At 56.8% G+C, this 20,439-nt stretch carries 21 protein-coding genes; 14 read left to right on the top strand and 7 right to left on the bottom strand.

The window, feature by feature from the left end; all coding sequences use genetic code 11:
- Window positions 1–2 precede the first annotated feature (2 nt).
- Genes GQF03_RS13995 through GQF03_RS13975 form a run of 5 tightly spaced genes read left to right on the top strand, consistent with a single transcriptional unit; the run spans window position 3 to window position 4,575 of the window.
- Complete coding sequence (locus GQF03_RS13995; protein WP_161339916.1) at window positions 3–1,277, top strand: nitrous oxide reductase family maturation protein NosD; 1,275 nt, start codon at window positions 3–5, stop codon at window positions 1,275–1,277.
- Window positions 1,274–2,224: an ABC transporter ATP-binding protein gene (locus GQF03_RS13990; RefSeq protein WP_206375984.1), complete on the top strand. Its 951-nt coding sequence runs from the start codon at window positions 1,274–1,276 to the stop codon at window positions 2,222–2,224. The genes GQF03_RS13995 and GQF03_RS13990 overlap by 4 nt, the downstream gene beginning before the upstream one ends.
- Window positions 2,217–3,050, top strand: coding sequence for an ABC transporter permease subunit (locus GQF03_RS13985; protein WP_161339915.1), 834 nt, complete (start codon window positions 2,217–2,219; stop codon window positions 3,048–3,050). Before GQF03_RS13990 ends, GQF03_RS13985 begins: the two co-directional genes overlap by 8 nt.
- On the top strand, window positions 3,047–3,604 hold the full coding sequence (locus tag GQF03_RS13980; RefSeq protein ID WP_161339914.1) for a nitrous oxide reductase accessory protein NosL: 558 nt from the start codon (window positions 3,047–3,049) through the stop codon (window positions 3,602–3,604). The genes GQF03_RS13985 and GQF03_RS13980 overlap by 4 nt, the downstream gene beginning before the upstream one ends.
- A complete protein-coding gene (locus tag GQF03_RS13975) occupies window positions 3,601–4,575 on the top strand; it encodes an FAD:protein FMN transferase (RefSeq protein ID WP_161339913.1) in 975 nt (324 codons plus the stop codon). The genes GQF03_RS13980 and GQF03_RS13975 overlap by 4 nt, the downstream gene beginning before the upstream one ends.
- 23 nt (window positions 4,576–4,598) lie before the next feature.
- On the opposite strand, the gene GQF03_RS13970 is transcribed toward GQF03_RS13975, so the two are convergent.
- The 4 genes from GQF03_RS13970 to GQF03_RS13955 form a co-directional block, all read right to left on the bottom strand.
- Window positions 4,599–5,108: a PAS domain-containing protein gene (locus GQF03_RS13970; RefSeq protein ID WP_161339912.1), complete on the bottom strand. Its 510-nt coding sequence runs from the start codon at window positions 5,106–5,108 to the stop codon at window positions 4,599–4,601.
- 24 nt (window positions 5,109–5,132) lie between these two features.
- The gene (locus GQF03_RS13965) at window positions 5,133–5,768 is read right to left on the bottom strand and encodes a FecR family protein (protein ID WP_161339911.1); all 636 of its coding nucleotides are present in this window, start codon (window positions 5,766–5,768) and stop codon (window positions 5,133–5,135) included.
- Window positions 5,769–5,945: 177 nt separating this feature from the next.
- A complete protein-coding gene (locus tag GQF03_RS13960) occupies window positions 5,946–6,569 on the bottom strand; it encodes a FecR family protein (RefSeq protein ID WP_161339910.1) in 624 nt (207 codons plus the stop codon).
- An 81-nt stretch (window positions 6,570–6,650) separates the two neighbouring features.
- Window positions 6,651–7,709 (bottom strand): carbohydrate kinase family protein, encoded by a 1,059-nt coding sequence (locus GQF03_RS13955; RefSeq protein ID WP_161339909.1) that lies wholly within the window; start codon window positions 7,707–7,709, stop codon window positions 6,651–6,653.
- A 103-nt stretch (window positions 7,710–7,812) separates the two neighbouring features.
- Between GQF03_RS13955 and GQF03_RS13950 the strand changes: the two genes are divergently transcribed.
- The 8 genes from GQF03_RS13950 (at window position 7,813) to GQF03_RS13915 (ending at window position 17,265) form a co-directional block, all read left to right on the top strand.
- Window positions 7,813–8,646 (top strand): polysaccharide deacetylase family protein, encoded by an 834-nt coding sequence (locus GQF03_RS13950; protein WP_161339908.1) that lies wholly within the window; start codon window positions 7,813–7,815, stop codon window positions 8,644–8,646.
- A 146-nt stretch (window positions 8,647–8,792) separates the two neighbouring features.
- Window positions 8,793–10,679 (top strand): acyl-CoA synthetase, encoded by a 1,887-nt coding sequence (locus GQF03_RS13945; protein WP_161339907.1) that lies wholly within the window; start codon window positions 8,793–8,795, stop codon window positions 10,677–10,679.
- A gap of 51 nt (window positions 10,680–10,730) precedes the next feature.
- Window positions 10,731–12,401 (top strand): acyl-CoA dehydrogenase family protein, encoded by a 1,671-nt coding sequence (locus tag GQF03_RS13940; protein ID WP_161339906.1) that lies wholly within the window; start codon window positions 10,731–10,733, stop codon window positions 12,399–12,401.
- Between the two features lie 152 nt (window positions 12,402–12,553).
- Window positions 12,554–13,531 (top strand): NAD(P)H-dependent flavin oxidoreductase, encoded by a 978-nt coding sequence (locus GQF03_RS13935; protein ID WP_161339905.1) that lies wholly within the window; start codon window positions 12,554–12,556, stop codon window positions 13,529–13,531.
- Window positions 13,532–13,561: 30 nt separating this feature from the next.
- Complete coding sequence (locus GQF03_RS13930; RefSeq protein WP_161339904.1) at window positions 13,562–14,071, top strand: nuclear transport factor 2 family protein; 510 nt, start codon at window positions 13,562–13,564, stop codon at window positions 14,069–14,071.
- A 3-nt stretch (window positions 14,072–14,074) separates the two neighbouring features.
- Window positions 14,075–15,310 (top strand): MFS transporter, encoded by a 1,236-nt coding sequence (locus GQF03_RS13925; protein WP_161339903.1) that lies wholly within the window; start codon window positions 14,075–14,077, stop codon window positions 15,308–15,310.
- A gap of 45 nt (window positions 15,311–15,355) precedes the next feature.
- Window positions 15,356–15,817: an FAS1-like dehydratase domain-containing protein gene (locus GQF03_RS13920; RefSeq protein ID WP_161339902.1), complete on the top strand. Its 462-nt coding sequence runs from the start codon at window positions 15,356–15,358 to the stop codon at window positions 15,815–15,817.
- Between the two features lie 26 nt (window positions 15,818–15,843).
- A complete protein-coding gene (locus GQF03_RS13915) occupies window positions 15,844–17,265 on the top strand; it encodes an MFS transporter (RefSeq protein ID WP_161339901.1) in 1,422 nt (473 codons plus the stop codon).
- Window positions 17,266–17,276: 11 nt separating this feature from the next.
- On the opposite strand, the gene GQF03_RS13910 is transcribed toward GQF03_RS13915, so the two are convergent.
- Window positions 17,277–18,056: an SDR family NAD(P)-dependent oxidoreductase gene (locus GQF03_RS13910; RefSeq protein WP_161339900.1), complete on the bottom strand. Its 780-nt coding sequence runs from the start codon at window positions 18,054–18,056 to the stop codon at window positions 17,277–17,279.
- A 33-nt stretch (window positions 18,057–18,089) separates the two neighbouring features.
- Complete coding sequence (locus GQF03_RS13905) at window positions 18,090–18,824, bottom strand: SDR family oxidoreductase (RefSeq protein ID WP_161339899.1); 735 nt, start codon at window positions 18,822–18,824, stop codon at window positions 18,090–18,092.
- A 103-nt stretch (window positions 18,825–18,927) separates the two neighbouring features.
- On the opposite strand from GQF03_RS13905, the gene GQF03_RS13900 reads away from it, so the two are divergent.
- Window positions 18,928–19,842, top strand: coding sequence for an HAD-IIA family hydrolase (locus tag GQF03_RS13900; protein ID WP_161339898.1), 915 nt, complete (start codon window positions 18,928–18,930; stop codon window positions 19,840–19,842).
- Window positions 19,843–19,852: 10 nt separating this feature from the next.
- Here GQF03_RS13900 and GQF03_RS13895 read toward each other — a convergent pair whose 3' ends face one another.
- Window positions 19,853–20,437, bottom strand: a complete 585-nt coding sequence (locus GQF03_RS13895) for an HdeD family acid-resistance protein (RefSeq protein WP_161339897.1) — start codon at window positions 20,435–20,437, stop codon at window positions 19,853–19,855.
- Window positions 20,438–20,439: the final 2 nt, after the last annotated feature.

Below are 20,439 nucleotides of genomic sequence, written 5' to 3'. Positions count from 1 at the left end.
CGATGTATGCCCAAAGAAAAATTCTTTGGCTGATTTGCGCTGCGGCGGCCTTTGTCGCCGCAGCCGCTACGCTGCCCTATGCTATGGCCCGTAGTATTACGGTTTCCGGGAGCCTGCAGGCGGCAATTGATGCGGCGGAGGCCGGCGACACCCTGATCTTATCTCCCGGTACATATTCAGGGCCGCTTGTAATCACCAAGCCTCTATCCATTCTTGGCGGCGGGGAAACGGAAATCATCGGCACTTCCTCCGGGTCTGTCATTCAGGTAAAGGCGCCGGATATAACCCTGAAAGGCCTAATGGTGACCGGTTCCGGTCTTTCTCTCGAAACGCAGGATAGCGGGATCTTTCTGCATCCCGAGGCGGTGCGTGCGGTCGTTGAAGATAATGAGGTCGCCAATAATCTGATCGGTATCTACGTTTCCGGTGCGAAAGACGCGCGGGTGTCCGGCAATCGCATTACCGGCCGCCAGGATCTCAGGATGAACGAGCGCGGGAATGGCATACAGATTTGGAATGCGCCGGGGGCGATAATCGAGGGAAACGACATCCGCTATGGCCGGGACGGAATATTCGTAACGACGAGCAAGCGAAATATATTTAAAAACAATCGGATGCGCGATCTGCGTTTCGCGATCCACTATATGTATACCAACCGGAGCGAAGTATCGGGCAACCGTTCCGCCCGGAACCACATCGGCTATGCGATCATGTCATCGAGCGATCTGGTGGTGACGGATAATGTTTCCGAACAGGACCGGGACAGGGGATTGCTGTTCAATTACGCCAATCGTATTCTGGCGAAAGGCAATATTGTCCGGGGCGGAACGGAGAAATGCATCTTCATCTATAACTCGAACAATAATGAATTCGAGGAAAACCTGCTTGCCGATTGCGATATCGGTGTCCATTTCACGGCGGGATCGGAGAAGAATACGTTGACGCGCAACGCCTTCGTCAACAACAGAAATCAGGTCAAATATGTCGGAACCCGCTGGCTGGAATGGTCAAAGGGGGGCGTCGGCAACTACTGGTCGGATCAGGTCGCGATGGATCTGGACCGCGATGGCATCGCTGATAGCATCTATCGTCCCAACGATCTCACGGACCGTATCATCTGGCAGTATCCGTCAACGCGGCTCCTGATGAACAGCCCGGCGGTACAGATTTTGAAATATGCGCAAGGCAACTTTCCCGCATTGCATCCGGGAGGCGTTGTCGACGGTGCTCCGCTCATGGAGATGCCGAGAAAACTCGCGGCCCGGAGCAAGTCATGAAAATGGAAAATTTCCCCGCAATCGAGCTTTTGAATGTCGGCAAGTCCTATGGTAGGAAAAATGCCCTTGAGGATGTCTCGCTCACCTTGTCGGCGCGGCAATGTCTGGCCCTCGTCGGACACAACGGCGCCGGTAAAACAACATTGATCAAGATCATTCTCGGCCTGCTGAAACCCGACGCGGGGACGCTCAACGTCTTGCACGCCGATCCGGGGAGACGGCAATTCAATCAACTCCGCCGAAACATCGGGTTCCTTCCCGAGCAGGTGCTTTTTCAGAAAACCCTGACGGGACGTGAGACTCTCGCCTTCTACGCGCGGCTAAAGGGGGTGGCGGTTAATAACCTCGACCCGTATTTCGAACGTGTCGATTTGCAGGATGCCGCAGACCGGCGCGTCGGCACCTACTCAAAAGGCATGCGTCAGCGTCTTGGTATTGCTCAGGCGCTCCTTGGGCAGCCGAAACTGCTGGTGCTTGATGAGCCGACCAGTGGCCTCGACCCTGTGGCGCGGCAAAATATCTATCGAATACTGGATGATGAGAAGAAAAATGGAACGGCGGTGCTGATCTCATCTCATGTTCTGACGGAACTCGATGACCGTATTGATCGGGTGGCTATTCTCAATCAGGGCAGACTGGTGGCGCAAGGGTCCATCCCGCTTCTCCGCCATCACATCAATATGCGCTCGCGTCTTAGGATCAGGGCGCGGCAGGATACCTGCGAAAGCCTTGTCGCTGCATTTAGATTGGAGCTACCGGTTGAGCGGATTTCCGGTGAAGAAATTCTGCTCCGATGCCGGCCCGATCAGAAGATGGACGTCCTCAGCCGGGTTATGGCGATGGAAGAGGGCATCCTGGACATCGAACTTGTCGATCCGTCGCTGGAAGAAGTTTTCAACGCCTATTCTGCAACGGGTCCGGCATTCAGGGAAGATTCCAATGGGTAACATACTGACCTTGATACAGAAGGAAGTCCGGGACGGATATCGCAATAAATGGATTGCCGTCATGACCTTCCTGATGGCTGGTTTTGCGCTGGTTCTTGCGCTTCTCGGCAGCGCCCCCGTCGGCACAACGGCGATCAGCCCGCTTGCCGTCACCGTCGTCAGCCTGTCGTCTCTTGGCATATTTTTCATCCCGCTGATTGCGCTTTTGCTGTCCTATGACAGTATTGTTGGTGAAGACGAGCGCGGCACGTTGATACTGCTGCTGGCATATCCGGTGACACGGACCGAGATTGCCCTTGGCAAGTTTCTGGGGCAGCTTTTAATACTTTCCTTCGCAATCGTGGTTGGATACGGGGTCGCCTTGGTGGTGGTCGCCGCTAAGGGAGAGGCGCCGCTTGAGCAAATTCCATGGACCATATTTCTTAAACTAGTTGTGTCATCGGTCATGCTGGGCGGTGTTTTCCTGGCGCTGGGCCTGCTGTTGAGTACGATCACAAAAGACCGTGGCACGTCGGCGGCTGGCGCTATCGGTCTTTGGCTTGTATTTGTCGTGCTGTTCGATATGGCGCTTCTCGGCATTCTTTCTTCGGGAGCCGCAAGCCTGATACAGGATGAGGCGGTGAAATGGATCATGCTTGCAAGTCCGTCAGATGCCTATCGAATGTTCAACCTCGCCACCAATGCTGATACGGCGCTGTTGTCGGGAATGTCGGGATTGCGTGAGGATCAGGGCGTGGCAGGATCGGTCTTGTTGCTTCTCCTCGGTGCCTGGATCGTCGTCCCCCTTTCTGTTGCTTGCGCCTTATTCCAAAGGAGGACGTCGTGAAACCAATTCTGAGACTGGGCGTTGCGATATTGCTGCTGACGGTCGCTGCGGCCTGCGACGATATTGCCGACATAGCGCCGCCACCGCAGGCGTTAAAGGATGATGCCGTCGGGGCTTACTGCGGCATGATCCTGGTGGAGCATGCCGGTCCGAAGGGGCAGGTCTTCGAAAAGGGGCGCAAGGATCCGCTCTGGTTTACCGCCGTTCGGGACGCGATCGCCTATACAAGGCTGCCAGGCGAGAGCCAGCATACCGTTGGTTTTTACGTTCATGATATGGCGCTGGCGACAAGCTGGGAAGAACCGCAGCGCGATGGCATCTGGATTGCCGCTGACAGTGCGTTCTATGTTGTCGGCAGCGACAAGCGCGGTGGTATGGGAATGCTGGAGATGGTCCCGTTCGGCACAAGGGATGCGGCAGACGCTTTCGCGGCAGAACACGGCGGCAAGGTCATGAAACTTGACGAAATTCCCGATTCCCTTCTGCTACCCGAAAGCGGCAGTGCCGGCGAGACCGTCGCTGAAAATCCTCGAGCAATGGGAAATCACAAATGATGACGCAATCTTCAAATTCGACTATGTCCCGACGCCGGTTTCTCGTCACGGCGAGTGTTTTTGGTGCCTTGCCCGTCCTGCCCGCCGCGGCGGGGGAATTGCAAAAAATTACCTGGACGGGATCGGCGCTGGGAGCGGAGGCGACGATACAACTCTACCATAATGATCCGGACTGGGCCCGGGCGCAGCTGGATCGATGCCAGAGAGAAATCCGTCGCCTTGAAAATCTTTTCAGCCTGTACCGGCCCGGTTCGGCAATTTGCCGGCTGAACGCCGCGGGCCGTCTCGATAATCCGGATATCGAGTTTCTGGAGCTTATGTCGGCGGCGGTCTCTTTCTCGGCGCGGACGGACGGATTGTTTGATGTCACTGTGCAACCGCTATGGGAGCTGTTTGCCGATCATTTCTCGGATGGGAACGCAGATCCGGCGGGGCCGGATGCCGTTCGGATCAAAGCGGCGCTCGCCAAAATCGGCTCGATGGACATCAGCATTTCCGTCGACCGGATCGCATTTGAAAAGCCGGGAATGGCAATTACCCTGAACGGTGTTGCCCAAGGCTATATCACGGACCGCATTTCGTCCTTGCTCAAGACCGCCGGATTTGAAAGCGTTTTGGTCTCTTTGGGAGAGACCTATGCCTTGGGCCGCAAGGCGGATGGCGCGCCGTGGCGTGTCGGCGTTTCGGGGGCGGAAAATAACATGCAACCCGTCGCAGTTCGCGAGCTTACGAATAAGGCGATTGCGACCTCCGGCGGATACGGCAGCCCATTTGCGCCGGGAACGACCGCGAACCACTTGCTCGACCCGAGGACCGGGGAGTTCGCCGAATTCAAACGGTCCGTATCCGTGATCTCGGCTTCCGCCACCTATGCGGATATGGCCTCAACGGCTCTCTCTCTTATGACCGAGACCGATGGCGAGACCTTCGCGCGCGGCGATCCCAGGATCGAAGAAGTAATTTACGGCTAGTCTGCCCGGGACGGCAGACAGTGTTAGCTCTTCTCCCAGTCCAGAATGAAGCATGTGCCGTCCGGTGGCGTTTCCGTATTCAGGCTCGCCGTGTCAAGGGCACTCAAAATCACATTAATCCTGCCCTCCTCGTCGCAAAGAGGAAACAACGCAACTTCTACAATGACCCAGGATTTGTCGACAAACTGAACCTGTTCGCGGACAGCAATCGGGTGTTTCACCTCAACGCACTGCCGGAACGACCAAAGCATGTCATCGGTTTTTTCGCCGTAAAGCTCTTCGTCGAGCCATTTGCCTGTTGCATTTCTGCCGGCAAGCTCGGTAATCCGGGTTCCCAATAGCCGGTAACGAAAGCGCAGCGGGTTATAAAAGACGTCCGTCAGAGAGACAATTGGAAGATGCCGGGCGATGCTGGCCGGACTGAAGTCCCCGCGCGCCGGTATCTCCCGATCCTTTTTCAAGGCGGTCCAATAGTCTCGAATTTCAAGAAGATTGGGTGAAGACAGCGGACTGTCTTTTTTTACTCGATCCATTTAGCTCCTGACGATCACAAGCCTTTATCTGAACGTTACCGTCGCAAGTGCGGCTTCCGCACGTGCGCTACCCCAAGCCTCTGCTGCAGCGGGCGCTTTGTCTGCACCGTCAACATCAACACCGGTCCCGGGGACGCTGACAATTCGTCCACCCTGTGCATTGAAGACGACAATCGTGCCCTCGAACAGAAATACACCATAGGTACCCTGTGATGGTCCACCCCAAAAATCTGTACCGCGGATGCCGATCGTGGCAAGGCTGCTTTTTACTTCAATGCGTTTGTTTTTGAGTTCCCCGATTTTCCCCGTTATGAAACGGAACGGACCCTGTAGGGCGCCAATAATCGCGTTTCCGACGTTGTTGTCCGGATCGTAGAGAAATTCGTCAATCCCGATCCGCGCATTTTCGCCTATCCGCAGGGTCGTGCCATCGGTAAAGGTGATCTCAACTCGCGCGTCCTTGCCGGACGTAATCTCGTCATTTTCCTTAATCGCGGCCCCTATCTCGAGCGGTATTTCACTGCCGGCGCGAATGATGCTGGCATCGTTTTCCAGGCGTGTTACCGATCCGACGTCGGGGTTCGCGGCCAAACTCTGCGCCGTAGAGGCGACAATTCCTACAATAATCATGGCCGATGCCAGACAGAATTTCTTAAACATACCGTTCTCCTTGTGGCGACATTGCCATGTCCGGAATGACCTTCGGCGCATAAGCCGAACCCATCGGATTATATTTTTCTACGTAATGGTCCTTGTTATGGATCACCGTAGTACAAGTTATATGCTTGCCGGCGAGTGGTCGGGGCGACCAGCGTCGATAGATAAACATTCCGGAAGCTAGAACGCGACGGCGGCGAGCGCGTCAGCAGCCCGTTCTGCGCCCCAAGCGGTTACTTCACTTGGCGGCGCGTCATTACCCGTCAGGTTGACGCCGGTTCCCGGCGCGGTAAGGATACGCTGACCCACCGGATTGGTAACCGAAATTGACCCGTCCAGAAGAAGAACACCATATACCCCTCTCGACGGCCCGGCCCAGAAATCCGTTCCCCGTACGCCGATCACGCCAAAGCGGCTTTGAACGACGATTTGCGGCTGGTTGACCTTGCCAATATTGCCGGTGACAAAACGAAAGGCACCTTCCAGGGAGCGCAGGATTGCGATGCCAAGGTGGTTGACCGGATCAAACAGGAACTTGTCGATGACGATATTGCTGTGCTCGCCGATATTGAGCTTTGTCCCGTCAATGAAGGTTATTTCAACGCGGGTATCCTTGCCGGTAAGAACCTCATCAAATTCCTCTATCTTGAAACCTTCGTTGAGCGCAATCTGCTGGCCCTTGCGAAATACATGCGCGCTATTGCGCAGCTTGGTTACGGTCGCAACCTCGTCGGCCGCCACAGCCAGGTGCGGGTCGAATGACATGAATATCACCGCAACAAGGAAAAATAGAAGGTTTCTCATCAGTTTTCGCGTCCTTATGTTCCGTCCGTATCTATTACAGGAAATAAAAACGCACTATGGTTAACGAGCCAATCTGTGAGATTAAGCACAAATCTCGGTATCGATTTCCTTCTTGCTAAGTAATCCGCTTTGCGTATCGGGGGCGGCGATGATTGCTCTCGCATTCGCTGTCGCCGCTTCGAGACAACGCGCAAGATCCGCCCCTGCGGCGGCATAAGCGGAAAAAGTTGTCGCGAAGGCGTCGCCTGCGCCGGCGGTGTTGCTCACCTCCGCTTTGCTGGCAGGGTGAAAGCGGATGCCATCCGGCGTTCCCGCATAGGCTCCCTCGGCGCCATTCGTGACCAGGACAATCCGCGGCCCGAGGCTGCAGACTTCCTTGATAAAACTCTCAAATGACCGCCCTCCCAGCCCTTTTTCCAACAGCGCCGGTCCGTCGCCCACCGGCGCATCCGTTGCCACCGGCTGTCCTTTGGGCAATAGCGTCAGGGCAAGCTGCTCCGCTTCGACTGCGTTGATCGATAGTAAATCGACATTGGCGAGGGCCTCGATGATATCCCCCGCCCAATAGGTGATCTGGCGGATGCCCGGGTTTGTTGCGACGAAGGACCCGGCTTGCTTGGCGAGGCGCGCAATTTTCGTAAGGCACGCAGCGGAATTGCCGGACAGGCTCGCAATATAGACGAGGTCAACCCCGTCGAACATGGCCGGCGAAATTTCGTCATCTGTCAGGGCCGTATTGGCCCCGCGGTTCGTGAAAATGGTCGGGTTGCGCACATGGGACATGACCATGATCGCCTGTCCTGTGGGTTTTGCGCCATCTTCTACGACCAGATGCGTGTCTATATTTTCTGCGGCCAGCACCTCCTTGATTTTTTGCCCTTCCAGATCTTTTCCGATCCGGATAAAGACGCCCGTCCGGTATCCAAGCCGGGCCAAGGCGACCGCCGAGTTGGTGCCGCCGCCGCCAACCGAGGATTTGATCGAGCTCACATCGATCTTTCGTCCTTCTTCCAGCAGCAAAAAGGAGGATGTCGCGTTATGCATGGTCATGCGTTCGATATCATGGTCTTCAACCGAGGCTATGATATCAATGGTGGCGGAGCCGATTGTCAGCGCCTTCAACTTGGTAAATTCATTCATGGTGTTTTCGCATTCCGGCTCTTTGTTGTCCTGCCTATTGCGGCGACGTCCCTGACAGGGTAGCTTGATTTTATAATAAAAACATGACGGGCGAGGATAAAAAATGAGCCCCTATATTGTTTGCCTTACCTTCGATTTCGATGCCGTTTCAAGCTGGATAGTAAACGGGCGAACCACGCCGACCCTGATGTCGAGGGGCGAGTTCGGCGCCGCCGGTGTCCCGCGCATTCTCCATCTGCTCAGCGAGTACAATATTCCCAGCACCTGGTTTATACCCGGCGTCACCCTCTATAGCTATCCCGAAATATGCCAGAAAATTGCCGAAGAAGGTCATGAAATCGGCCATCATGGCTGGTCCCACATCCCGCCGGCGGGTCTTAGCCGGGAAGAGGAGCTGGAACAGCTGGTCCGGGGAAATGAGGCAATTGCAAAGCTGACAGGACAGCGGGCGCGGGGATATCGCTCGCCGTCCTGGGATTTAAGCGTAAACAGCGTCGACCTTCTGTTGCAGGAAGGCTTTCTCTATGACAGTAGCATGATGGGGGACGACTATAATCCTTATCCGGTCCGGCAGGGCGACGTCATCCATCCGGATGCGCGCGTGGATTTCGGCACTCCGACATCGTTGATGGAAATGCCGATCAGCTGGTCGACGGATGACTTTCCGCATTTTGAATATCTGCGCAACAAGACGTCGGTTCTTCCGGGTTTGCGGGCCGGCAGCGCCGTTCTCGAGAACTGGATGGGGGATTTCGATTATATGCAGCAGAAGCTGGACGAGGGTATTCTGACCTATACCTGTCACCCGTTTTGTATCGGTCGCGGCCACCGGATGCTGATTCTGGAAGAACTGATCGTGAAACTTATCGACCGGGGCGCCCGCTTCATGACCATGGAGACTGCGCTTGACGAATATCTGGAACGTCAGAAAATATAGGAAAACTCCGTCCGCGGGAAAAATGGCGGGCTCCGGCGTCGCGGCGGCGAAATTGATTTGTATCTTGCCCTGTATCTGGCATCATACGGTTCAATGGAAGGATGGCGAACCATCCTCAAAAGAATAAGAAAAACGGGAGGGAAAGAATGGCGGAAGCCTTCAGGAAGTTTAATTTACCCTTTGAGAGCCTTGCGGACGTCGAAAAATTTGAACAGACGCCGATCGAGGAATGGGTGCCTTACAAAAATGTTTACGATGCCTTTTGTGCGGTCGTCGAGCAATATGGCGACAAACCGTCGCTGATTGCGCTGCCGCCGGGTGATCCGATGGGGGAGGGCAAGGTCATCTCCTATCGGGATCTGCTTGCCAAGGTCAACCAGACGGCCAATCTGTTTCTTTCGGCAGGCCTCCAAAAAGGGGAGACGGTCACCTATCTCATCCCGCTCTGTCCGCAGGCCTATTTCACGATGCTGGGGGCGGAGACGGTGGGCACGGTCAATGCCGTCAATCCGTTGTTGGAGCCGGAGCATATTCTCGGTATTGCCGAAGCGGCCAATGCGACCATCCTGATCGCGACGGGGCAGGCGTTAAGCCCGGAACTCTGGGCGAAGGCCGCCTATGTGATCGACCGGATGCCGAACTTGAAGGCGGTATATGTTCTGGGCGGCGGCGCGGAATGCGACGGCAAAAAGATATTCCCCCTCGATGACATGATCGCAAAACAGGACGCGAGCGCAATTAACGGGCCGCGCAACGAGCAATTGGATGACGTTGTCGGCTATTATCATACCGGCGGCACGACCGGCGTTCCGAAACTCGCGCCTCATACCAACCGGATGCAGCTGTCCCAGGTCGCCTCGAGCGGTTTCGGTCTCGGTTACTCGTCCAAGGATTGCCTGCTTGCGGGGCTACCCATGTTTCATATCAGCGGATCCATCGTCGTCGGCCTCGTGCCGATACTGAACGGGGTGACGCTGGTCATCGTCAGCCCGCAGGGTTTTCGCGATCCGCTGGTTGTCGGCAGTTACTGGCGTTTGGTCGAAAAATATGGCGTCACCGTACTTGGCGGCGTGCCGACCATGTTGTCGGCGCTGTTGAACATTCCTGTGGGCGATACCGATATCAGCAGTTTGCGCGCCGGGTTGACCGGTGGATCGGCGGCGCCCGTAGAGGTGCTGAAGGCGATAAGCAAGCAGGCGGGCGTGCCGATGCTGGAAGGCTATGGTATGACGGAAGTGACCTGCTTCACCACCATGCAGCCGCAGGACGGCGAAGTGCGCTTCGGCTCCGTCGGATTGCGGTTTCCCTATGTCGACGTGAAATCCGCGCATATCGACGAGACTGGCAAGATCACCCGGTTTTCAGACCCCGACGAAATCGGTGAGATCATCATGAAGGGCATCTGCGTGATGCCGGGCTATGTCCAGACCGCCTATAATCAGAAGGCCTTCACCACCGATGGCTGGCTGCGATCGGGAGACCTTGGCCGCATCGATAAAGACGGCTATGTCTGGCTGACCGGTCGGGCGAAGGATGTGATCATCCGTGGCGGTCACAATATCGACCCGTCCATTGTCGAGGAGGCGCTGCACGAGCATCCGGCCGTCGAGCTGGCCGCCGCCGTCGGCAGGCCAGATTCATATGCCGGCGAAATTCCCGTCGCCTATGTTCAGTTGAAACCGGGTGCGAAAGCGACGCCGGACGAGCTCAAGGACTTCGCGCTTGAGAGGATACCGGAACGGGCGGCGAATCCGGCGGATCTGACGATTATTGATGCCATGCCCCTGACCGGCGTTGGCAAGATATTCAAACCGGCGCTTCGTCATGATGCCGCCGTGAAGGTCTTCGATGCGGATCTTGCCCCCTTCCGCGTCAATGGCGTCGATATTTCCGTTAGCGTGGATAATCACCCTGTTCATGGGAGCGTCGCGGAGATTACCGTTACCGGCGGGGACAAGGAAGTGCTGGGACAACAGATCGCCGACAAGCTTGGGTCATATACCCTTCGCCACGAGGTGATTTGGCAAAACTGATAACGCGATACATATAGAAGGGTGTCACGTCTGTCGCAAAGGAGCTTCGCTATGACCATCCGTAGCCCGATTTCCAGTCTGCCCACCCACGAGGTGACGAATGTTCCGCCTGTGCTCGGGGATCAGGATCTCTATGGCAAAGATCAGGCGCTACAGGAGGGGTTGCAGCGCGAAGGGGCCGGATGGGCCGAGCGGGCCGTCATCGATTTCGCCATGAAGGCGGGATCGGAAGAAACGCTGGAATGGGCCAATCAGGCGAACCGCTTTCCACCCGAGATGAAGGCCTTCGACCGCAACGGCATGCGGATCAATCAGGTAACCTTCCATCCGGCCTATCACAACCTGATGGATCTTGCGATTGCCAATGACGTGCCGAGCTTTGCCTGGAACAACCCGCGTGAGGGCAATCATGTGGCCCATGGCGCTCTTTCCTATCTGCTCAATCAGATTGAGGGCGGCGTTCTCTGCCCGATGGCGATGAGCTACGCGGTGGTGCCAGCGCTCAAAGCCACGCCGGAGATTGCAGATGAATGGATTCCGCGCCTGTTAAAGACGGAATATGACCCTCGCGATATCCCGGCGAGCGAGAAAAAGAGCATCACCATGGGCATGTTCATGACGGAAAAGCAGGGGGGATCGGATGTCCGCGCGAATTCGACCACTGCCCGACCGGAGGGAACTGCGACGGGGCCCGGCGCGTCCTATATTCTCACCGGTCACAAGTTTTTCTGCTCGGCCCCCATGTCGGACGCGTTCCTCTCGCTTGCCTATACGGACAATGGCCTGAGCTGCTTTCTGCTGCCGAGATGGCGGCCGGACGGGACGCGGAACGGCCTCTATATCCAGCGCCTGAAAGACAAGCTGGGGAACAAGTCCAACGCGTCAAGCGAGATGGAACTGGTTGATGCCTGGGGCCTGATGCTCGGCGAGGAAGGGCGCGGCGTGCGCACGATCATCGAGATGGTGCAGGGAACCCGCTATTACTGCGCTGTCGGTTCCGCGGCGCTGATGCGCCAGGCCCTCACCCAGGCGATCCATCACGCGAGTTACCGGTCCGCATTTCAGAAGAAATTGATCCAGCAACCCTTGATGCAGAACGTGCTGGCCGATCTCGCACTGGAGTCGGAGGCGGCGACGACGCTATTCCTCCGGCTTGGCCGCGCGATCGGGGCGGGCGAGACAGACCCGGCGGAAGCGGCGCTTGCGCGTATTGGCACGGCAATCGGCAAATACTGGATATGCAAACGGACCCCGGCCCATGTTTATGAAGCGATGGAATGTCATGGCGGTCCCGGTTACATAGAGGAGAGCATTCTGCCGCGGCTATACCGCGAGGCACCGGTCAACAGCATCTGGGAAGGATCCGGGAATGTGATTTGTCTCGATGTGCTGCGCGCGCTGTACAAGGATCCCGGCGCGCTTCCCGCCTTTTTTGCGGAGGTCGAGCAGGCGAAGGGCGGCAACCGCCTGCTGGATGCGCATTTGACCCGCCTGCAGGCCGAAGTTCGGGAAACCGGTAATTTCGAAACGCGCGCACGGCGGATTACCGAGATGATGGCGCTCGCCTGGCAGGGCGCTTTACTGGTGAGGCATGCCCCGCCGTCGGTGGCGGACGCCTTTTGCGCGTCGCGCCTCGGAGAATACTGGTCCGGGGCTTTCGGAACCCTTCCGGAGGACACAGATTTTGACGGAATTCTCGAGCGGGCGGGGGCGTCCATGTGATTTTCGATACGGATGAGCATTTGTTCATTGCCAATTCGTTCCCGGAACCGTTAAATAATCACATATAAGGATTGCCTCTTGCGACGGGTCGTTGCGCCGCAGGTGATCACTTCCTATAAAGAACAAAAAACAACAATGCGCTGGAGGCATCCATGAAAACAAGAATTACAGAACTTTTCGGTATCAAGCACCCGATCATCCAGGGCGGCATGCATTATGTCGGCTTCGCCGAACTCGCCGCTGCTGTATCTAACGCGGGCGGCCTCGGTATCATTACCGGACTTACGCAAAAGACCCCGGCGGATCTCGCCAATGAAATCGCTCGCTGCAAGGACATGACGGACAAGCCCTTTGGTGTCAATCTGACCTTCCTGCCGAGCTTTACGGCGCCGCCCTATCCCGAATATATCGAAGCTATCGTCAAAGGCGGGGTCAAGATCGTTGAAACCGCCGGCCGCAGCCCGGAAGCCTATATGCCGGCGCTCAAAGATGCGGGCATCAAGGTTATCCATAAATGCACCTCTGTGCGCCATTCCCTGAAGGCCGAGAAAATCGGCTGTGACGCCGTCAGCGTCGACGGGTTCGAATGCGGGGGCCATCCCGGGGAAGACGATATCCCGAACATGATCCTTCTGCCGCGGGCCGCCGAAGAATTGACGATTCCCTTTGTTGCCTCTGGCGGTATGGGTAACGCCCAGCAGCTTGTTGCCGCGCTCGCGCTGGGCGCGGACGGTATCAATATGGGCACCCGTTTCATGGTGACGAAGGAAGCGCCGGTGCATCAGAACGTCAAGGATGCGATTATCGCCGCAACGGAGCTGGACACCCGGCTGATCATGCGCCCGCTTCGCAATACCGAACGGGTGCTCGACAATCCGGCAGTCGAGAAAGTTCTCGAAATCGAGCGGGAGAAAGGCGCCAATACCAAGATCGAGGATATAGTCGATCTGGTGGGCGGCGTTTATCCCAAGGTCATGCAGGAGGGGGATGTCGGCATCGGGGCCTGGAGCTGTGGCATGGTTGCCGGCCTGATCCACGACAATCCGACCTGCAAGGAACTGATCGACCGGATTATGAACGAAGCGGAGGAAATTATTAAGGGACGCCTGAAAGCCCTGGCATCCGCTTAAAGGCGACCCATTAACCCAGGGGGGCAGCCTATGAATACGCAAGAGTTCAAGAAGTTACTGGCACGGTTTTCGGCGGCGGCCGAAGCGGGCGACGGGGACGCCTTCGCCGCCTGCTTCACGGAAGACGCCGTCTATCATGACTATGTCTATGGCGATCACAAGGGAAGGGCCGATATCGCCCATATGATGTCCGACTTGTTTCATCGAGATGCGGGAGAGGATTATCGTTGGGAGATGTTCGATCCGATATGCGAGGGCAATCTCGCTTACGCATGGTCGCTATCCAGCTTTACGTCAAAAGTGCCGGAGTTCGAGGGCAAGAGAGTGATTATCGACGGGATGAGCCGTTTTGAGCTGAGAGACGGCCTCATTTCGGATTATCGCGAATCCGTCAATGGCGGCGTTGCCATGGCGCAGCTCGGCGTCCATCCGGAAAGGCTGGCGAAAGTTTGCGCCAAATGGGGCCGGATGCTGGTCGCGCAGCCGGAAACCCAGGCCTATCTCGCCCGTCCGAAAGGTTCCTGGAAAGACGGATCCTAGGCGATGGCGCCGTCCGGCCGCGAGGGCGAGTCAGGAAGCGGGGCGGGGTTGGCTGCCGGCATTCCCTACGGTCCTTTGCTCCTGACCCTGGCCATGCAGACGCTGGCGACGATGGCGGCCTTTTCCGCACCGACGCTCGCGCCAAAAATTGCCATGGACCTCGGTGTGGATGGGCATCTCATCGGATTTTTCGTGTCCACCGTTTATGGTGTCGGCATCGCCTCGGCGTTATTCTCGCCAGATTTCATCCAGAAATTCGGCGCTGTTCGGGTCGGGCAATTTGTCATGCTGGGCGTCGTCGCCATGCTGGTGATTGCCGGATCAGGTGGATTAGGCGCCCTTGCGCTCTGCGCCTTCGTGCTGGGCAGCGGATATGGCGCGACGGCGCCGGTCTCAACTCATTTGCTCATTCCGCGCACGAAACCCAACGTCCTTAATCTGGTGTTTTCGATCCGGCAGATCGGGGTTCCTCTTGGCGGCGTTCTGGGGGCCTTGCTCCTGCCGTTCGTGGCCGTCGAATTCGGTTGGCGGATGGCGTTCTGGGTTCAGGTGCTGCCGGCCGTGCTGCTGATTGCCGCCTTTCAATATTATCGGAACAGCTGGGATGAGGACCGGAACAGGACGCATCGCCTCTTTAAGGCGGAACTCTGGCGTCCGCTCTATCTCCTCCGTGATAGCGCCCTCATGCGGCTGCTTTCCCTCGCCAGTTTTTCCTATGCGGGATCGCAACTCTGTTTCATCGGCTTCATGGCTTTGCATTTGACGGAAAGAACGGGCCTTGACCTGATCGCAGCCGGGCAGGTGCTGGCACTGTACCAGATCTCAGGTGTCGCCAGCCGCCCGATCTGGGGCTGGCTTGCGGATCGTTATATCTCCTCGATCCGTCTCCTCGGCCTGCTGGGGATTGTCATGGCGTTTGCGGCGATTGCTGCGGGCCAGCTATCTGAAAGCTGGTCCATCTGGTTTGTACTTCTTGTCGCGGTTACCGCCGGCGCGACCGCGAGCGGCTTTACCGGTATTGCCTATGGCGCCTTTGCGGCCTTCGGCGGGAAATACAGAACGGAAGCGACCGCGCTCGGCTCAAGCGCCATGTTCTTGGGCGTATTGATCCTGCCCACGATCTTTGGCGTGATCGTCGGCGATTCCCGGGAATACTGGCATGCCTATGGCCTGATCGCCCTGATTGTCGCCTCAAGCGGCGCCTGGCTGATGCTGGCGAAAATTAAAACTGAGCTATAAGGGTAAAACGCATTCTTTCTACTTTGGGAACTAGAGGAAAAGATAATGGAAATTGTCGGATTAGGACTGCATTACGAGGAATTGCCGATCGGACGCAAATTCCAGACCATCGGCCGGACGGTCACCGAGGCCGATATCGTCAATTTTATCAATTGCACCGGCATGACCGAGGTGCTCTTCACGGATATGGAGTATCTGGAGGCCCATTCCGATATCCGCGGGCGCGTTGCGCCGGGTGCGCTTGCCTATACGATTGCCGAAGGCTTGCTTGTCCAATCCACCATGCAGCACACCGGTCTCGCTTTCCTCCATATGGAGCTCAATGTCCGTGCGCCGGTCTTTGCCGGAGATACATTGCATGTCGAATGCGAAGTGATTGAGGCGCGGCTCACCTCGAAGGGAACCCGCGGGCTTGTCAGAACACGTAATCAGATCGTGAACCAGCACGGTCAGGTTGTTATTGAATATACACCACTTCGTATGATTAAATGCCGGGACGCTGACTAACACGAGCATGCACATAAGGGATTGCGATGGCGGGACGGCAGAAACTGACGGCAACGCAATTGGCAGGACTTGTGGCGCTTCTCCTTGGAACGTTGGTCATCTGCAACGACTTCACCGCGCTCAATGTCGTTATCCCGTCGATCGAAACGGCCTTCAAAGTTGACGTCACGACCGCCCAATGGGTGATCAGCGGATATGCGTTGGTATTCGGAGTATGTATTGTAACCGCCGGTCGCCTTGCCGATATGTTCGGTCGCCGACGTATTTTCTTCATCGGAATGACAATCTTTTGCTCGTTCTCGCTTATTGGCGGCCTTGCGGAGAATGCGTGGGTCTTGCTTGGGGCACGGGCCCTCATGGGGATTGGCGGATCAATGATCTGGCCATCCTTGATCGGCATGATGTACGGCTTACTGCCGGAGGAACGCGCGGCGCTCGCGGGCGGACTTTTGATGGGGGTTGCCGGAATAGGCAACGGCATGGGACCGATGCTCGGAGGATTCTTTGCCGACTATCTTAGCTGGCGTTGGATTTTCTTCATTAACGTTCCAGTCGGAATAATCGCAGTTCTTGCCATATTCTGGGCTGTTCCCAAAGATGGTGACGACGATACCAAGGAAGGAATTGACTATCCCGGTATCCTCGCGCTGTCTCTTGGCCTTTTTCTGCTAATGTTGCTTCTCGATATTAGCGCGGATTTTGGCTGGCTCAGTCCGATGGTAATTTCGATGTTTGCCGTCTCGATTTTCCTTTTATCCCTCTTTGCCTTTATCGAGAAAAGAGCGGGGTTGGACGCGCTGGTGCCCGAAGATGTCTTCTCCAACAAGGATTTTCGATTTTCAAACATTTCCGTATTGCTGGTTTCCGCCATCTATTTTGGCACGCTATTGTATCTCCCGCAGTTCATGGTAAAGGATCTCGGATTTTCTGCGCTGCAGGCGGGTGCCGGCCTTTTGCCGATGCTTGGTATGTTTGCGCTTTCCTCTTTTGTCGCGGCGCCACTCTATGACCGTCTGGGACCCAAGCTCGTGATCAGCATCGGCGTGCTCTGCCTGGGGGTGGGCGTATTTATTCTGTCCTGGCTGCAGGCCGGAACCACTTTCGCCTCTCTCGTGCCCGGAATGTTAATTGTCGGGATCGGGACGGGGCTTTTTTACTCTTCCATCACGACGGCGGCGATTACCTCTATCGATCCCGCACGCAGCAGTCTTGCGAGCGCCATTATTTTCATGGTTCAGAATGCGGGCGGCGCCGTTGGCCTCGGACTGACGACGGCGATAGTCGTGAGTGCACCATCCCTGGCGGACGGCATCGACCGTGCCTTTTTCGTCAATGCGATTATGGCGCTCGTCGCCTTGGTCGTATCCCTGTTGTATGTTGCAGGCCCGCTAACGCGGGATAACCTGCTCCCGTGGCGCAAGGAAAATGCGGAAGAGCTCGCCGAGTGATCTGTCCTCCCTCAGGCGTTCTTGATCGTCAGGCCGGCGTCAACGGGGAGCGCCACGCCGTTGATATAGGATGATGCGGGCAGGACCAGACTGAGTGTCGCGTGCGCGACTTCTTCCGGAATTCCGTATCGTTTCAGCGGTATGCGGCGGCGCGAGAAAATCTCTTTATGCTCGTCCTTGATCCGCGCGGTGATGCCGGTGTGGATCGCGCCGGGGCAGATACAATTAACCGTTATGCCGTATTTCGGAAGCTCGACAGCGAGCGAGCGGGTGAGCCCGATCACGCCATGTTTTGCGGAGGTATAGGGGGCGATCTCCGGCGTTGCCCCAAGTCCTTCTGTGGACGCTATATTGACAATCCGGCCCTCTCCGCATGCCTTCAGATGGGGGAGGGCCGCCCGGACAAGGCGGACATGCGCGGTCAGCAGAACATCCATATGCCGCTGCCAGTTCGCCTCGAAATCCTCATCCTCGACCGACATGTGATGGGAAAATCCGGCATTGTTGATCAGGATGTCCAGCGCGCCGAAATGATCCGCAATTGCCGAAACGACGGTCGTGATCTGCGCCTTGTTCGCGACATCCAGAACCCACCCTTCGGCGGACCCGCCCGCCTCCCGTATTTCGCGGACGACCTTTTGAACACCTTCCTCGGTGATGTCCGTTACGGCGACATTCGCGCCCTCGTCGGCGAAAAGATGGGCAGTTGCACGGCCCATGCCGCTTGCCGCCCCGGTAATGAGAGCTGTTTTGCCCGCAATGGACCGGCTCAATGTCGAAAGTCTTGCCATTGACCTATTCCTTTTGTCTTGAAATTAAGGACGCTAGAGGATTAGTCCGCCGTCAACGACGATCGTCTGGCCGACGACGTAGCTTGCAAGCGGTGAGGCGAGATAAAGCACGGCGCCTGCTATGTCCTCAGGCGTGCCAAGGCGCTCCTGGGGAATGGTAGAGATCGCCGCCTCCCGCCGCTGTGGATTGTCGGTCGTCACCTTGGTAAGCTTGGTATCGACAAGGCCCGGCGCGACGCCGTTGACGCGGATCCCTTCGCCGGCCCAGGCCTGACCAAGAGTGCGAGTAAGCCCGATCGCTCCGGTTTTTGACGCGTTGTAGGCCGGGTTGCCCTTGGTCGCATGATAGCCGGCGGTCGAGCTGATGATAATAAGCGATCCCCCAGTATTCGCCAGCATGTCATGAAATTTCGATGCGCAGGCCATCAGGCTGTTAAGATTCGTATCGACGACCTTCATCCACCCCGGCATCTCGAACTCACCACGGCGGTAGACGACCGTTCCTTGCGACAGGATCAATATATCGAGTTTTGAAAATGGCGCCTTATAGTCCGCGATCGCCTGAAAATCGCTGACATCCATTTGGTCATAGTGAAGTCCGTTCAGGTCCGATCCCGCAACGCCGTCATAATCCGCGGCTGACGCCCGCGTACCCCATACGTAAACCTCTGCACCGCGCGTTTTCAGGGCATGGGCAATGCCATTTCCGATCCCGCTCGATCCGCCGACGACAAGGGCTGTTTTATTGGTGAAATCCAGATCGGTCACAAGCGCCTCCCTTTTTCTTTTTTTTTGAACTTTACGGCCTCCGGGGCGAGAGAGTAAAGCATAACTTGTTTGATTTAACGGCTTGCAAAGGAAAGAGCGGAAGATGACGCTTCCCAATATCAGCGCGGCAGAAGCATTCGCCCGGTATGAGGCGATCCGGTCGCGGTTGCCTGTCGCCCGTTTCCCGGCCGCGAGTAAAACCGTGGAAAATCTTGCCGCCCTTGCCGAGGAGATCGACGTTTTTCTGCTCGATGCCTTTGGCGTCCTCAACGTCGGGGAGCGGGCAATTGCCGGCGCGAAGGAGCGCCTTGAAGAGCTTTCCCGGCTCGGCAAGCAGATTTTCGTCATAACCAATGGCGCGACTTATGGCAGCGCGGACGCGCTTCGCAAGTACCGTGCTCTAGGTTTTGATTTCGCCGCAGCACAGGTGATCTCCAGCCGCGATATCGCGTCTGCCGCGCTGGAGCAATATTCGAAGGAAATCGTCTGGGGTGTCGCCGCGACGGCTCAATCAGGAATCGCGGAGATGCCGTTCGCGACACGGCTGCTGTCCGATGATCCTCAGGTTTATGACGCGGTTGACGGCTTCCTCTTCTTGAGTGCCGCCGAATGGTCGGCCTCCCGTCAGGCGTTGCTGTCCGTCTCGCTTCGGCGAAATCCGAGACCATTTATCGTCGGCAATCCGGACCTGGTTGCGCCGAGGGAAGAAGGATTGTCGCTGGAGCCCGGTTTCTTTGCTCATGAAATTGCCGATACCCTCGGCATTGAGCCGCTTTTTTACGGAAAACCCTACGCAAATGTATTTGAGCGCGCGATCCAGGCCGCTTTGGCGGCCGGCGCCGACCGCCGGCGGATCGCCATGGTCGGCGATACGCTTCATACCGACATTCTCGGCGGTGCGGCCGCAGGGCTTCGCACGGTGCTGATTACTGACCATGGACTTTACAAAGGCATGGATGTTGCGCCGCTTGTTGCAAATAGCGGCATCGTTCCCGACTTTATCGCCGCGACGACGTGAGCGCCGCTGTCTAGTCCGGGGCACCGTTGCGCGCCGCGAGCGCGGTAAAGATCAGCGCCATTCCGGCAAACAGCATATTTATCCCGACGAGCAGGCCGATTGCCCAGCTTGCGGTATCCGGCCAGCCGCGCCAGATGAGATAGGCGAGAAACAGGTCCACGATGCCGCTCAGCAGGGTCCAACCCCAACTGCGGATATGCGCGCGGAACTGTAATGCCAGCAGGACCGAGATAACACCCTGAATAATGAAGAAGGCGACCATGATCATGGTAAGGGTCAATACGCCCTCTGCCGGTTTCAGGACGAGAAGGAGACCGAAGATCACCGCAAGCACGGCGGCCAGTAGTGACCAGAATGTGCCCGGAAGAGATCGTCCGCGAAACAATGTCAGGCCGCGGACAATACCGCCAAATACGAATATCCAGCCGATAAACAGATCGACGACCAGCGTGGCGACTTGCGGAACGATGATGGCGATCGCGCCCAGCAGTCCGACGATTATTCCCTGGAAGAGAAATAGTTTCCAGTGCTTCGCAAGTTCAGCGGCCATTAATCGCCGCATCTCTTCAAGGTTCGACGGAACATTGTCACTCATAA

This window comes from Sneathiella chungangensis (assembly GCF_009882935.1).
Lineage (GTDB): Bacteria > Pseudomonadota > Alphaproteobacteria > Sneathiellales > Sneathiellaceae > Sneathiella > Sneathiella chungangensis.
This window is presented reverse-complemented; position numbering and strand designations above follow the sequence as displayed.